This window comes from Allobosea sp., assembly GCF_035944895.1.
In the GTDB taxonomy this organism is placed as follows: Bacteria; Pseudomonadota; Alphaproteobacteria; order Rhizobiales; family Beijerinckiaceae; genus Allobosea.
In genome coordinates this window covers 136,292-150,103 of record NZ_DASZAT010000014.1, presented here as the reverse complement: position 1 = coordinate 150,103, position 13,812 = coordinate 136,292, and the positions used below count along the sequence as shown (strand labels likewise).

The window sequence follows — 13,812 nt, the reverse complement described above, 5'->3', positions numbered from 1 at the left end:
CCTAAAAAGTGACTTGCCTTGCCAAAGCCATGCTCGGGCGTTACGCCAATCGCACCCACCCTGACAAGCGCGGCAGCTCCGCGCGCCTCCCCTTCGGATCCGCCACGCATGACTGCTCCGACCCGCCGTACCGTCCTGATCGGCTCGCTGGCCGCCGCGCTGCCGCTGGCTGGCTGTGGCTCCGCCACCAATCTCGGCTTCCGCACGCCGACCTCGGCCGGCCTCAACGAGGAGTTCACCCGCGGCTTCGTCATGGACGACGAGCTGATCGCCAAGGTGAAGCCCGGCATGGACGTGCAGACGGTGCTGACCACGCTCGGCACGCCCTCGACGACATCGACCGTCGGCAACCGCACCTTCTACTATATCAGCCAGACAGTGCGCCGCCGCTTCCAGTTCCAGGACTTCGCCGTCATCGACCAGAAGGTGCTGGTGATCTATTTCAACAAGGGCTTCAAGGTCGAGCGCGTCGCCAATTACGGCCTGCAGGACGGCGTGATCTTCGACTTCATCAGCCGCACCACTTCGACCGGCGGCGAGGAGCAGAGCTTCCTGCGCAACCTGTTCAAGGGCGTCACCAAGTTCACGCCGTTCGGCGCCTGAACCCGTCTCGCCATTCATGACGCAAAAGCCCTGCGGCGGCGCCGCAGGGCTTTTTCTTTGTCCAAGTCTCCGCGTTCACTGTGACAGCGGATGATTCGTGGCTCCGGTTTCGCCAAGCCGATGCTCTAGCCGCCCTTCGGCTTCCGGTCCGGCAGCGTCATCGCAAACACCCCGACAATGACCATGGCGAGCCCGATCCAGGCCGTCGGGCTCAGGCGCTCGCCGAGGAAGAGGACACCCAGTGCGACCCCGGTGGGCACGCGCAGATAGGCGACCGAGGTCGTCCCGACCGTGCCGATCCGGTCGATCAGCCGGAAATAGAGGATGAAGGCGAGCGCGGTCGAGAACACCGACAGCGCCAGCAGCGCCTGGATCGATGTGGCGGAGGGCGAGAGCGTCCAGGGCCGGTCGATCAGAAGGCTGAAAGGGATCAGGATCACGGCGCCGCAGATCAGCGAGCCACAGGCGGGCATGATCGGGTCGAGTCCCTTGAAATTGCGGCCGAACAGGGCCGCACCGCCATAGCAGGCCGCTGCGGCCACCAAAGCGAGCTGGGCCCAGAGTTCGCGGCCGAAGCCCGAGAGCGCTTCCATGCCGATGATCAGGCAGACGCCGAGCATGCCGGCGGCGACGCCGAACAGCTTCCGGCCCGCGGCAGCCTCGGTGCGGAAGAGCAGCAGGCTGAGCAGGAAGGCGAAGATCGGCGAGCCGGCATTGAGGATCGCAGCCAGGCCGGCATCGACGCTGGTCTCGGCCCAGGCGATCAACGTGAACGGCACGGCGCTGTTGAGGCAGGCCTGGATCAGGAAGCGCCGCCAGATGACGGGATCACGTGGCAGGCTGAGGCCACGCCAGCGGATGATGACGAGGAGGAGCGCGCCGGCGATCAGCGTGCGCGCTGCAATCAGCGTGAGCGGCGGGATCGTCTCCACGCCGAGCTTGATGAAGCTGTAGGAGGCGCCCCAGAGCGTCGCCAGCAGGAGCAGCGAGGCCAGGTTGGTCAGGTGCCCGGATCGTGCGGTGGCGGAAGCGGCTGGGGCGGTCATCGGGTCCTCCTTGGATGGCCGGGACCATGACAGGCGAAGGCCGCTCCGTCGTGCCGGAATGCTACGGCCCCGGCCGTAGCCTCGCAGACTGATTCAACCGCTTCGCGGCCTGATTCCGCCGCCGCGTTCAAGCCCTTGTGTTTCAAAAGAAAACCCCGCGGATCGCTCCGCGGGGCCAGCTTCTGTTCAGGCGATCTGCAGCTCAGCTATGCGCCAGGATGGCGAGCAGCAGCAGCGCGATGATGTTGGTGATCTTGATCGCGGGATTCACGGCGGGGCCCGCCGTGTCCTTGTAGGGGTCGCCGACGGTGTCGCCGGTGACCGAGGCCTTGTGCGCCTCGGAGCCCTTGAGATGGCGCACGCCGTCCTTGTCGACGAAGCCGTCCTCGAAGCTCTTCTTGGCGTTGTCCCAGGCGCCGCCGCCCGAGGTCATCGAGATGGCGACGAAGATGCCGGTGACGATCACACCCATCAGCATGGCGCCGACCGCGGCGAAGGCCTGGTTCTTGCCGGCGATGGCGTTGATGACGAAGAAGGTCACGACCGGGGCCAGCACCGGCAGCAGCGAAGGCAGCACCATTTCCTTGATCGCCGCCTTGGTCAGCAGGTCGACGGCGCGGGCATAGTCCGGCCGATCCGTACCTTGCATGATGCCCGGTTTCTCCCTGAACTGACGGCGCACCTCCTCGACCACCGAGCCCGCCGCCTTGCCGACAGCGGTCATGCCCATGCCGCCGAACAGGAAGGGGATGAGGCCGCCAAGCAGCAGCCCGACGACGACATAGGGGTTCGACAGGGTGAAGTCGACGGTGACGCCCTTGAAGTACTGGAAGGTGCTCGAGCCCGCCTTGTTGGCCTCGGCGACGAAGAAGTTGAGGTCCGAGGTATAAGCAGCGAAGAGCACCAGCGCACCGAGGCCGGCGGAGCCGATCGCGTAGCCCTTGGTGATCGCCTTGGTGGTGTTGCCGACCGCGTCGAGCGCGTCGGTGGAGTGGCGGACCTCCTTGGGCAGGCCTGCCATCTCAGCAATGCCACCGGCATTGTCCGTGACCGGGCCGAAGGCGTCGAGCGCCACCACGACGCCGGCCAGCGCCAGCATGGCGGTGGTGGCGATGGCGATGCCGAACAGGCCGGCGAGGCCGTAGGAGACGATGATGCCGGCGATGATCACGATGGTCGGCAGCGCGGTCGATTCCAGGGAGACCGCGAGGCCCTGGATGACGTTGGTGCCGTGGCCGGTGACCGAGGCCTGGGCGATCGAGACGACCGGGCGCTTGCCCGTGCCGGTGTAATACTCGGTGATGACGACGATCAGCAGCGTCACCGCGAGGCCCACCAGCGCGCAACCGAACAGGCCGCCCGAGGTGAAGGTCACGCCCTGCACCGTGGTGAACGAGGCGGCGAAGCCGCCGAACATCAGGTAGTTGACCGCGGCGATCGCACCAACAGAGAGCACGCCGGCGGCGATGAAGCCCTTGTAGAGCGCGCCCATGATCGACTGGTTGGAGCCGAGCTTGACGAAGAAGGTGCCGATGATCGAGGTGACGACGCAGGCCGCGCCGATCGCCATCGGATAGAGCATCATCGCGCCGAGCACGGGCTGGCCAGCGAAGAAGATCGCGGAGAGCACCATGGTCGCGACCAGCGTCACCGCATAGGTCTCGAACAGGTCGGCGGCCATGCCGGCGCAGTCGCCGACATTGTCGCCGACATTGTCGGCGATCGTCGCCGGGTTGCGCGGATCGTCCTCGGGAATGCCGGCCTCGACCTTGCCGACGAGGTCGGCGCCGACATCGGCGCCCTTGGTGAAGATGCCGCCGCCGAGGCGGGCGAAGATCGAGATCAGCGAAGCGCCGAAGCCGAGCGCCACGAGCGAGTCGATGACGGTGCGGCTGGAGGGTTCGAAGCCCTTCATGCCGGTGAGGAAGCCGTAATAGCAGGCGACGCCGAGCAGAGCGAGGCCGGCGACCAGCATGCCGGTGACCGCGCCCGCCTTGAACGCGACGTCGAGACCGTCGCCGAGCGACTGCATCGCCGCCTGCGCGGTGCGCACATTCGAGCGGACCGAGACGTTCATGCCGATGAAGCCGGCGACGCCCGAGAGCACGGCGCCGATCAGGAAGCCGATGCCGACATAGGCGCCGAGCAGCCAGGTCAGGCCGATGAAGAGCACCACGCCGACCATGGCGATAGTGACGTACTGGCGCTTGAGATAAGCCTGCGCGCCCTCTGCCACCGCGCCGGAAATCTCCTGCATGCGCTGGTTGCCGGCATCGCGTTTCATCACGTCGCCATAGGCCCATAAGCCGTAGACGATCGATAACGCACTCAAGACAATGATGATGAGCAAGGCCGACATCGAATTTCCTATCCCTGAGATTTCGTCATCCGGGGCAGGACACCCCGACGGAGCCGGTTTTCCGGTTCTTTGAACGCAAGGAACGGCGCCGTCGGCCTAACAAAGAATCAGGCCTGCAGCGCCGATCACCAGTGTCGGATCGGATTGTTGCCCAGTTTCCGCCAGAATCGCAAACGGGGCGGCTGACAATTTTAGGAGAATGTCAGGCCGCAGCGCATCGGCCAGCCGACTGGCCGCAGCCTTTTGAGAGAGGCTCTAAAGCGCGACGTCGCGATTGACGTTCTTGTAGAGCAGATAGCAGGCGTCGCCGAAGCCGGTCGGATAGAATTGCTGCGGGCAGTAGCCGCCCATCCAGATGAAGTCCTCGGCCCAGATCTCGTGCCAGTCCTGCCCAAGCAAATAGAGCCCCTGCCCTTCCAGCATGTAGAGACCGTGCTCCATCACATGCGTCTCGACATCAGGGAAAAACGCGCCGGGCTTGAACCACATCAGGTTCATCTCGAAATCGAAGCGCATGTCGCCGTAGGGCAGCAGGAACTGGAAGCCGCGCCCTTGCATGCCGGTATGATTGGTCAGCGGTACCGCGTCGCGATGCGACAGGATCGGCTCGGGCACAGCGAAGCCGGGCGCCGGCTCGTAGCGCTTGCGCAGGCCGAGCACGCGGACCGGTGCGCCACTGTCATTGCGCAACGAGAACCGCGTCCCGCCCGGGACATAGGCGAAGCTGCCAGGGTGGAAGGAGCCGCTCGCCGAGCCGTCGATGGCGAACGTCGCCTCACCGGACAGGCCGTAATAGAAGTGCTGGACACCCTCCTCCGCGAAAGGCACCTTCGTGCCGCCGCCGGGCTCGATCTCGAGCACATATTGCGCGAACCGGGCGCCAAGCACTGGCGCGGCGAGCATGCGCGCAATGGTCTTCTCGAAATGCGGCAGCCGGCTGACCAGCACGCCCTCCGGCGGCATGAAGGCGTAGTTCCGCTGCACGACGCCGCGATTATGGCCGATCGCACCCGCAGCAGGGCGGCCGGCAAACTGGGGAAGCTGGTGGGGGCGCATGCGAGGTCTCCTGCTCGGGGCGGGCTACCTCGCAAGGATCACGCCGCCACGCGCCTCTGCAAGCCCTGCCAGGCGACCAGCACCAGCGCGATCGCGACAGGCGGGAAGACCAGCCAGTTGACGCTGGTCCAGCCGCCGGCGCTGAGCAGTCCGCCGGAGGAGAAGGAAGCGATCGCGACCGAGCCGAAGACAAGGAAGTCGTTGGCGGCCTGGACCTTGACCCGCTCCTCCGGCCGGTAGCAGTCGGTGACCAGCGCGGTCGCGCCGATGAAGCCGAAATTCCAGCCGATTCCGAGCAGGATGAGCGCAATCCAGAAATGCGCGACGCTGAGGCCGGAGAGTCCGACGATCGCCGCGACCGCAGTCAGCAGGAGGCCGGCGGCCGTGACCTTCTCCTTGCCGAAGCGGGCGATCAGGCGGCCGGTGAGGAAGCTTGGCCCATACATGGCGAGCACATGCCACTGGATGCCGAGCGCCGCGTCGCCGACGCTATGGCCGCAGGCGACCATCGCGATCGGCGCGGCGGTCATGACGAAGCTCATCAGCCCGTAGGCGACGAGCGCCGCGATCACCGAGGCGATGAACCTGGGCTGACGCATGATCTCGAGAAGCGGCCGGCCGCCACCGGACTTCGTTTCCTTCAGCGGCGGCGCACGCAGCGCCAGCACGACGCCGATGGCGAGAAGGGCGAGCACGCCTTGCGCCAGGAAGCTCGCGGCAAAGGGCGCGGCCGGCGTCAGGTCGCGCGTCCAATAGACCGATTGCGGCCCGATCACCCCCGCCAGCAATCCGCCGATCATCACCCAGGAGATGGCGCGCGGCCTGAAAGCCTCGCTCGCGGTATCGGCGGCAGCAAAGCGATAGCTCTGGACATAGGAACTGTAGAGCCCGCACAGGAAGGTGCCCAGGCAGAACAGCCAGAACAGGCGCTCGGCCGCACCGGCAGCGGCGACGCTGGCGCCGACAGCGCCGATCAGCGCGCCGATGACATAGCCGTTGCGGCGACCGAGCCGGCGCATCAGGAACGCCGCCGGAATGACGCCGGTGGCGAGCCCGAGCTGCATCAGGCTGACCGGGACGGTGGCAAAGGCCTGGTTCGCGACCAGTTGCGAGCCGACGATGCCACCGAGCGAGATCACGATCGCGGGGCTCGCGCCGCCCAGCGCCTGGGCACCGGCGAGCACCAGCGCATTGCGTTTGGCAAGCGTGTCGCCATCCATCACCGGAACATGCTGGTTCATCGCAGCCGCCGCCCCTCGCGGCCGCCCGGCCGCCGTCAGAAATGAGCGAAGGAGCCGCGTGCGAAGGTTCGCGGCCGGCCCGCTTCGGTATAGCGCACGCTCCCCGCCTCGGCGGTGACGCGCCCGATGCGGGCGAGGCTGAGCCCCGCCGCCTCGGCGGCAGCAACCATAGAAGGAAATTCTCCTTCTGGGATCGTACAGAGAATTTCGTAGTCGTCACCGCCAGTCCAGGCCAGTTCCGCCAGTGCGGGATCGGCCATGACGGCAGAGCGGGCCGCGGGCGAGAGTGGGACCGCGTCGAGGTCGATCTCGGCGCCCGCCTTCGAGGCCGCCAGCAGCTTGGCGAGGTCGCCGACCAGCCCATCGGAGACGTCCATCGCGGCCGTGGCATGGGTCTGCAGGGCGGCAGCGAGCGCAACTCGCGGCTGCGGGTGCAGATAGCGGTCGGCAAGGAAGGCGCGGTCGGCCTCCGGGAGCTTGCCGACCCAGGCGGGGCGATCCGGCCCATGCGCCTTCAGCCCGAGCGCGCCATCGCCGATCGTGCCGGTGACGGCGACGATGTCGCCCGGCTTGGCGCTGGAGCGCAGCACCATGCGGCCGGCGGGCACGCTGCCGAAGGCGGTGATCGAGAGGGTCAGCGGGCCGGGCGTCGAGACGGTGTCACCGCCGATCAGCGGGCAGCCGCCCTCGCCCGCCATGGCGCCGAGCCCCTCGGCGAAGCCCGCGAGCCAGCCCTCGGTCCAGCCCTTCGGCAAAGCGAGCGTCAGGACGAAGCCGTCGGGCCTGGCACCCTTCGCGGCGAGATCCGAGAGATTGACGCCCAGCGCCTTGCGCCCGATCGAAGCCGGCGGGTCGTCGGCGAAGAAATGCACGCCGGCGACGAGCGCATCGGCCGTGACGACGAGCTCATAGCCGCGCGCCGGGCGTAGCAGGGCAGCATCGTCGATGAGGCCAAGCCCGGCGCGGCCGGCGATCGGTGCGAAATAGCGGGCGATCAGCTCGAATTCGCCGGGAGGCTGGGTTCCGGCCACGGTGCCGCTCACGCCGCCGGCGCGTCGAATTCCTCGGCGCGGACGTCGCGGGCCATCCTGTCGAGCACCGCATTGACCATGCCGACCTCGTCGCCCTCGTAGAAGGAACGGGCGACCGCGACATATTCCGAGATCACGGCACGGGCCGGCACGTCCTTGCGGAAGGCGAGCTCATAGGCGCCAGCGCGCAAGATGGCGCGGACCACCGCCTCGACGCGCTTCAGCGGCCAGCCGGAGGCGAGGAGATCGTCAACCGAGCGATCGACCAGGCGCTGCTCGCGGACGACGCCGCCGAGCAGATCCCGGAAGAAGGCAATCTCGGCCTTGGGGAGCTCGATATCCTCGACTTCCTTGCCGATCCAGAAAGCCTCGAACTCGGCCATGGCCTCGACCACGCCGCGGCCACCGACCTCCATCTCGTAGAGCGCCTGGACGGCCGACAGCCGGGCGCCGCGGCGCATCTCGGATCGGCTCATTTCGACTCCTCCGCCAGCGAGCGCTTGTAACGCAGCACCGCGAGCGCAGCTTCCGCCGCGCCGCCGCCCTTGTCCATCTCGCTGCGGTTGGCGCGGGCCCAGGCCTGCGCCTCGTTCTCGACGGTGAGGATGCCGTTGCCGAGCGGCAGCGCGAAGGCGACCGTAAGGTCCATCAGCGCGCGCGAGCTCTCGCCGGCGACGATGTCGTAATGGCCGGTCTCGCCACGGATGACGGTGCCGAGCGCGACGACGGCCTCATAGGGGTCGACCGCCTCGTCGGCGGCGCGCAGGCCGATGACGATGGCGGAGGGGATTTCGAGCGCGCCGGGAACGGTGACGACGTCGACGCGGCAACCGGCCTTCTCGAGCACGGCGGTCGCGCCGGCGAGCAGTTCGTCGGCCAGGCCATCATAGAAACGGGCCTCGACCACGAGCACGCGGGCATCGTCGAGCGGAGCGGCTGAGGCAGCCGAAGATTGCCGGGATCCGGCCATGGCGTCTTCCTTATGCAAGAGATGGTGCCCGCGAACATCCAAGCACCAAAGCCCTCATCCTGAGGAGCGGTTTCGACAGAAACGGCTCCTCAGGATGAGGGCTGAGCGTTGGGCCGGCTTTAGCCCCCCGGACGCGCCTCCGCAAGCCGCGCGGCATACCGCGCCATCAGATCGACCTCGACATGAACGCCGTCCCCCTTCCGGCGCTCACCCCAGGTGGTGACGCTGAAGGAGTGCGGGATCAGCAGCACGGTGAAGACGTCGTCCTCGACGGTGTTGACGGTCAGCGACGTCCCGTCGAGGCAGATCGAGCCCTTGGCGGCAATGAAGCGCGCGAGCCCCTGCGGCGCCCGGATATGGAAGCGCGCTGTCGCACCCCAGGGCTCGCTCGGATCGGGCGCGATCTCGTCGATCTTCAGGATGGTGCCGACGCCGTCGACATGGCCGGTGACGAGATGGCCGCCGAGCTCGTCGCCCATCTTCAGGGAGCGTTCGAGATTGATCTTCGTGCCCGGAGCCCATTCGGCGACGCTGGTCTTCGCCAGGGTCTCGGCCGCGGTCTCGACCTGGAAGATGCAGCCGGGCTCGTCATCCTCGCGCGGCTTGAGAGCCGTCACGGTCAGGCAGACGCCGGCGCAACAGATCGAGGCGCCGAGCTCGATGCCGGATGCCTCCCACGGACAAGAGATATCGAACTGCTTCAGGCTCGGGCCCTTGGTCTGCGCGCGGGTAACGGTGCCGATGGCGGTGACGATGCCGGTGAACATCAGGCGATCCTCGTGAAAACTTCGAAACGGTCGCAGCCGACCTGTCCGGCTTCGGTGACGGCATAAATCTCGGGATCGGCGAGCAAAGCCGCAAGCCCCGGCCTGACGGCGACGACACCCTCGGCACCGAGCGGCTTCGGCGAGGTCGAGACGATGACCTCGTCGGCAAGGCCCTGCAGTGCGAGCTGCTCGCCGATCGTCGGGCCGCCTTCCGAGAAGACACGGGTGATGCCGCGCGTCGCCAGCAGGCGCAGCGCCTCGAGCAGGTCGAGATGGCCATCGGCGCCGCGGGAGACGCGCATGACCTCGACGCCGGCAGCGACGAGCTTCTCCTCGGCCGCGACTGGCGCATCTTCGGCCGCGATCACCCAGAGCGGCACGGTCGCCGCGCCTTGCACCAGCTTGGCGGCCAGCGGCAGGCGCAGCGACGAATCGAGCACGACACGGATCGGCGAGCGGATTTCCATCCCCGGCAGGCGCACGGTCAGCAGCGGGTCGTCGGCGAGGACGCTGCCGATGCCGAGCATGATCGCATCATGGCTGGCGCGCAGGCGGTGCACCCATTCGCCGGACTCAGCACATGAGATGGCGAGACGCGCGCCCCCTGCCCCGCCGGCGAAGCCGTCGGCGGTGCGCGCGACCTTGAAGGTCACCATCGGCCGCCCTTCCGTCACCCGCAGGACATGGCCGCGATGGCTGCGCTGCGCCTGGTCCTCGAGCACGCCGACCTTGACCTCTACGCCCGCCATGCGCAGCAGGGCATGGCTGAGGCCGGCGATCTGCGGGTTGGGATCGGCCATGGCCGAGACGACGCGCCTGACGCCGGCAAGCAAGGTGCGTTCGACGCAAGGGGTGCCGCCACGGACCGTGCGGTGCGAGCAGGGTTCCAGCGTGACGTAGAGCGTGCCGCCGCTCGCGGCTGCGCCGGCGTCCTCGAAAGCCATCGCCTCGGCATGGGGGCGGCCGCCCGGTTGCGTGCGGCCCTCGCCGACGATCACCGGACCATCCGGGCCATCGCGCACGACGACGGCGCCGACGCTCGGATTGGGCCAGGTCTGGCCGAGCCCGCGCGCGCCGAGCTCCAGCGCCCGCGCCATGAAGGCGCGGTCGATCGCGTCCTGATCAGGCATCGTCGCGGGCAGGCGCCGGCTTGGTCACGGGCTCGATCTCGTCGCCGCCGAGCTGGCCGAGCAACTCCTCGAAATCGCGGGCCTCGCGGAAATTCCGGTAGACCGAGGCGAAGCGGACATAGGCGACGTCGTCGAGCGATTTCAGCCCTTCCATCACCAGCTCGCCGATGGCCGAGCTCTGGATCTCGCCCTCGCCGGAGCTTTCGAGCTGGCGGACGATGCCGTTGACCATGCGCTCGATCCGCTCGGGCGCGACGGGGCGCTTGCGCAGCGCCACCTCGATCGAGGTCTGCAGCTTGTCGCGGTCGAAGGCGGTGCGCCGGCCCGAACGCTTGACCACGGTGAGCTCGCGCAGCTGCACGCGCTCGAAGGTGGTGAAGCGGCCGCCGCAATCGGGGCAGACGCGCCGGCGCCGGATCGAGGCGTGGTCGTCGGTCGGCCGCGAATCCTTCACCTGGGTATCGAGCGAGCCGCAATAGGGACAACGCATGAATGGGGCCTCGAGGTTGACTTGAGGGACGATAGCGCCCGCGGCCCTTCATTGCCCCAGCCATGCCGTCGCAGGCCAGCGAAAAACGACCAGCCGACGGCAAGGGAGCAAGCACGAGATCGCATGACGCTCCGGCACCGGATCGCAGCCCTCGCCAGAAAATGACGCCGGACGATTTGCCTGACCCATGGCAAGATGTCGTTCTGCGACCCGCCTGCGCCTGCCTGCCGATCCCCATCGCCTGCCAATCGGAGTTTCGCAGATGTCCAATGACTCTATGGGCGACGCCTTCGGCGGCCTGGTCGTCCTGGCCTTCGACCTTCTCGACAGCGAAATCCAGAGATCTCCCGAACGCCTCGCCGAGATCCTCAAGAGCCCGGTCGTCCTGTCGACGGCACAGAAAGGGCTGCTGAGCTTCGCCAACGCCAAACTCAAGAGCCAGACGACCCAGCTCTCGCCCGAGGACATCAAGAAGCTGCGCTCGATCGGCGACGACGTCCTGTCCAAGGCGGCCGACGAGTATTTCAAGCAGATCAAGAAATCATCGAACTACAAGGCTCTGGAGAAGCAGGTCGACGCCTTCAAAGCGGCAGCGAGCTCGTCGGCGCTCGGCGTCTGGGTCGACCAGCACAAGGGCATCGTCTACGTCGTCGGCGCGGCGCTGGCGCTAGGAGCAGGCGCGGCCCTGTTCGTCACCAAGCCGAACAATGGCGCGGTGACGCTTGGCCTGCAGCAGCTGGAGAAGCTGAAATTCGAGGTCGTCAAGCTCGGTGCGCTCAAGCTAGGCGTCGGCGGCATCGTCTTCGACCCGACGGCCGAGCTGGTCGGCGCCAAGCTGACCGGCAAGCTGAAATGGGAGCGGCTGAAGCTCGATCTTTCGCTTCAGGTCGTAACGAAATCGGCCGCGATCGAGAAGGTCGAGGGCGAGGTCATGGTGCAATATGGCTCGTTCGAGCTCAGCGGCATCGTCAAGAAGGACGTCGCCAAGCCCACCGTCGACCTCAACCTCAAGCTGAGCGCCACGGATGACCGCTTCAACGTCTCGGTCGCGGCCCAGGTCAAGGACGGCCAGTTCGGCGGCAGCGCCTCGGCCGGCTACAAGATCACCAAGGGGCTCGACCTCAACGCCGAACTCAGCCGGGCCAACCGGGGCGATGCGCCCGGCGGCCCGGAGAACCTGTTCATGATCAAGCTGACCGGGACGTTTCCGTGAGGGGCGCCCCGATCGCCTCCCCTCAGTAGATCGGGAAGCGCGCGGTCAGCTCGTGGGCCTTGGCCTTGACCGCCTGCTCTACGGCGGCGTTGCCCTCCTCGCCATTGGCGGCGAGGCCGTCCAGCACCTCGGCGATCAGCTCGCCGACCTTCTTGAACTCGGCGACGCCGAAGCCGCGCGAGGTCGCAGCCGGGGTGCCCAGGCGGATGCCGGAGGTCACCATCGGCTTCTCCGGATCGAAGGGGATGCCGTTTTTGTTGCAGGTGATGTGGGCGCGCCCGAGCGCGGCCTCGGCCGCCTTGCCGGTGACCTTCTTGGAGCGCAGGTCGACCAGCATCAGGTGGTTGTCGGTACCGCCGGTGACGAGGTCGAAGCCCTTGCTCTTCAGCGTCTCGGCCAGCGCCTTGGCGTTGGCGACGACGGCATGGGCGTAGCTCTTGAACTCCGGCTGCAGCGCCTCGTGGAAGGAGACGGCCTTGGCGGCGATGACATGCATCAGCGGCCCGCCCTGCAGGCCGGGGAACACGGCCGAGTTGATCTTCTTGGCGATCGCCTCGTCATTGGTCAGCACCATGCCGCCGCGCGGGCCGCGCAGGGTCTTGTGCGTGGTGGTGGTGACGACATGGGCGTGCGGGAACGGCGAGGGATGGGCGCCGCCGGCGACCAGCCCGGCGAAATGGGCGATGTCGACCATGAAATAGGCGCCGACCTTGTCGGCGATCTCGCGGAAGCGGGCGAAGTCCCAATGACGGGCATAGGCCGAGCCGCCGGCGACGATGATCTTCGGCTTGTTCTCGACCGCGAGGCGCTCCATCGCGTCATAGTCGATGATCTGGTCGACGACGCAGACGCCATAGGGCACGACCTTGAACCACTTGCCGGACTGGTTGACCGGAGCGCCATGGGTGAGATGGCCACCGGCGGCGAGGTCGAGGCCCATGAAAGTGTCGCCCGGCTGCATCAGCGCCATGAACACGGCCTGGTTGGCCTGCGAGCCCGAGTTCGGCTGGACATTGGCGAACTGGCAGTCGAACAGGCGGCAGGCGCGCTCGATCGCGAGCTTCTCGGCGATGTCGACGAACTGGCAGCCGCCGTAATAGCGCCGGCCCGGATAACCCTCGGCGTATTTGTTGGTCATCACCGAGCCCTGCGCTTCGAGCACGGCCTGGGAGACGATGTTCTCGGAAGCGATCAGCTCGATCTCGTCGCGCTGGCGACCGAGCTCGAGCTCGATGGCACGGGCGATCTCGGGATCGACATCGGCAAGGCCGGCGCCGAAGAAGGAGTTGGAGAGGTGCTTGTCGCGCACGGCTTCGGTCATGTCCGGCTCCTAAGAATGCGGCGGCCGATCGCGGCCGATCCCCGCGCGGTCCCTATCACGCGAGGTCAGCCTGTCCAAGCGCTAGATGGACGCGGCTAAGGAGCTGCCCGGCGCACGCCCGAACGCCTGACCGAAGGGCGGTAGACGAGCTTCCGGCGCGAGGCCGCCTGCATCAGCTTGCGGAAGGTCGGGCACTCCAGATGCGAGGGCGCGGGGCAGTCGGCGACATGGCGCAGGATGTCGCGCAGCGTGCGCAATTCGATCATCTGCCGCTGCAGCTCGTCGGCCCTGGTGCGCAGCTGGTCGCGCGGGATGTCGGGCCTACCGTCGCGGCCGAATATGCCGGCGATCTCCTCCAGCGAGAAGCCGGCCGCCTTGCCCATGGCGATCAGCGACAGCCTCAGCAGCACATCGGCGCCGAACTGCCGCCTGAGGCCCCGCCGCCAGAGCGAAGAAATCAGGCCGATCTCCTCATAGTAACGCAGGGTCGAGGGCGCGACGCCCGAGCGCTCGGCGACCTCGCCGATATCGAGAACAGCCATGGCTTGACCTCAAGTCGACTTGAATTCGTAGGCTCTGCTGAAC

The 13,812-nt window shown here is 67.4% G+C and carries 14 protein-coding genes; 2 read left to right on the top strand and 12 right to left on the bottom strand.

Annotated elements, in window-relative coordinates; genetic code table 11:
- The first annotated feature begins 108 nt into the window (after nucleotides 1-108).
- Nucleotides 109-603: an outer membrane protein assembly factor BamE gene (locus VGV58_RS26095; protein ID WP_326876979.1), complete on the top strand. Its 495-nt coding sequence runs from the start codon at nucleotides 109-111 to the stop codon at nucleotides 601-603.
- A gap of 125 nt (nucleotides 604-728) precedes the next feature.
- Here the strand turns inward: VGV58_RS26095 and VGV58_RS26090 are convergent, their stop codons facing one another.
- The 10 genes from VGV58_RS26090 to nrdR form a co-directional block, all read right to left on the bottom strand.
- Nucleotides 729-1,649, bottom strand: coding sequence for a DMT family transporter (locus tag VGV58_RS26090; protein ID WP_326876978.1), 921 nt, complete (start codon nucleotides 1,647-1,649; stop codon nucleotides 729-731).
- Between the two features lie 202 nt (nucleotides 1,650-1,851).
- Complete coding sequence (locus VGV58_RS26085) at nucleotides 1,852-4,008, bottom strand: sodium-translocating pyrophosphatase (RefSeq protein ID WP_326876977.1); 2,157 nt, start codon at nucleotides 4,006-4,008, stop codon at nucleotides 1,852-1,854.
- 255 nt (nucleotides 4,009-4,263) lie between these two features.
- On the bottom strand, nucleotides 4,264-5,064 hold the full coding sequence (gene allE / locus VGV58_RS26080) for a (S)-ureidoglycine aminohydrolase (RefSeq protein ID WP_326876976.1): 801 nt from the start codon (nucleotides 5,062-5,064) through the stop codon (nucleotides 4,264-4,266).
- Nucleotides 5,065-5,102: 38 nt separating this feature from the next.
- Nucleotides 5,103-6,305, bottom strand: a complete 1,203-nt coding sequence (locus VGV58_RS26075; protein WP_326876975.1) for an MFS transporter — start codon at nucleotides 6,303-6,305, stop codon at nucleotides 5,103-5,105.
- A 35-nt stretch (nucleotides 6,306-6,340) separates the two neighbouring features.
- The gene (gene thiL / locus VGV58_RS26070) at nucleotides 6,341-7,336 is read right to left on the bottom strand and encodes a thiamine-phosphate kinase (protein ID WP_414644123.1); all 996 of its coding nucleotides are present in this window, start codon (nucleotides 7,334-7,336) and stop codon (nucleotides 6,341-6,343) included.
- An 8-nt stretch (nucleotides 7,337-7,344) separates the two neighbouring features.
- Nucleotides 7,345-7,812: a transcription antitermination factor NusB gene (gene nusB / locus VGV58_RS26065; protein ID WP_291675891.1), complete on the bottom strand. Its 468-nt coding sequence runs from the start codon at nucleotides 7,810-7,812 to the stop codon at nucleotides 7,345-7,347.
- Nucleotides 7,809-8,306 carry a 6,7-dimethyl-8-ribityllumazine synthase gene (ribH, locus tag VGV58_RS26060; RefSeq protein ID WP_326876973.1) on the bottom strand — a complete coding sequence of 166 codons (498 nt, stop codon included), beginning with the start codon at nucleotides 8,304-8,306 and terminating at the stop codon, nucleotides 7,809-7,811. The genes nusB and ribH overlap by 4 nt, the downstream gene beginning before the upstream one ends.
- A gap of 119 nt (nucleotides 8,307-8,425) precedes the next feature.
- Nucleotides 8,426-9,073 (bottom strand): riboflavin synthase, encoded by a 648-nt coding sequence (locus VGV58_RS26055; RefSeq protein ID WP_326876972.1) that lies wholly within the window; start codon nucleotides 9,071-9,073, stop codon nucleotides 8,426-8,428.
- Nucleotides 9,073-10,203 carry a bifunctional diaminohydroxyphosphoribosylaminopyrimidine deaminase/5-amino-6-(5-phosphoribosylamino)uracil reductase RibD gene (gene ribD, locus VGV58_RS26050; protein ID WP_326876971.1) on the bottom strand — a complete coding sequence of 377 codons (1,131 nt, stop codon included), beginning with the start codon at nucleotides 10,201-10,203 and terminating at the stop codon, nucleotides 9,073-9,075. The genes VGV58_RS26055 and ribD overlap by 1 nt, the downstream gene beginning before the upstream one ends.
- Entirely contained in the window at nucleotides 10,196-10,693 is a 498-nt protein-coding gene (gene nrdR, locus VGV58_RS26045; protein ID WP_326876970.1) for a transcriptional regulator NrdR, read from the bottom strand. Before nrdR ends, ribD begins: the two co-directional genes overlap by 8 nt.
- A gap of 262 nt (nucleotides 10,694-10,955) precedes the next feature.
- On the opposite strand from nrdR, the gene VGV58_RS26040 reads away from it, so the two are divergent.
- The gene (locus VGV58_RS26040; protein ID WP_326876969.1) at nucleotides 10,956-11,906 is read left to right on the top strand and encodes a hypothetical protein; all 951 of its coding nucleotides are present in this window, start codon (nucleotides 10,956-10,958) and stop codon (nucleotides 11,904-11,906) included.
- Nucleotides 11,907-11,928: 22 nt separating this feature from the next.
- Here the strand turns inward: VGV58_RS26040 and glyA are convergent, their stop codons facing one another.
- Both glyA and VGV58_RS26030 read right to left on the bottom strand, forming a co-directional pair.
- Nucleotides 11,929-13,227, bottom strand: a complete 1,299-nt coding sequence (glyA, locus tag VGV58_RS26035) for a serine hydroxymethyltransferase (RefSeq protein ID WP_326876968.1) — start codon at nucleotides 13,225-13,227, stop codon at nucleotides 11,929-11,931.
- A gap of 95 nt (nucleotides 13,228-13,322) precedes the next feature.
- A complete protein-coding gene (locus tag VGV58_RS26030) occupies nucleotides 13,323-13,769 on the bottom strand; it encodes a helix-turn-helix domain-containing protein (RefSeq protein WP_326876967.1) in 447 nt (148 codons plus the stop codon).
- Between the last annotated feature and the right edge of the window lie 43 nt (nucleotides 13,770-13,812).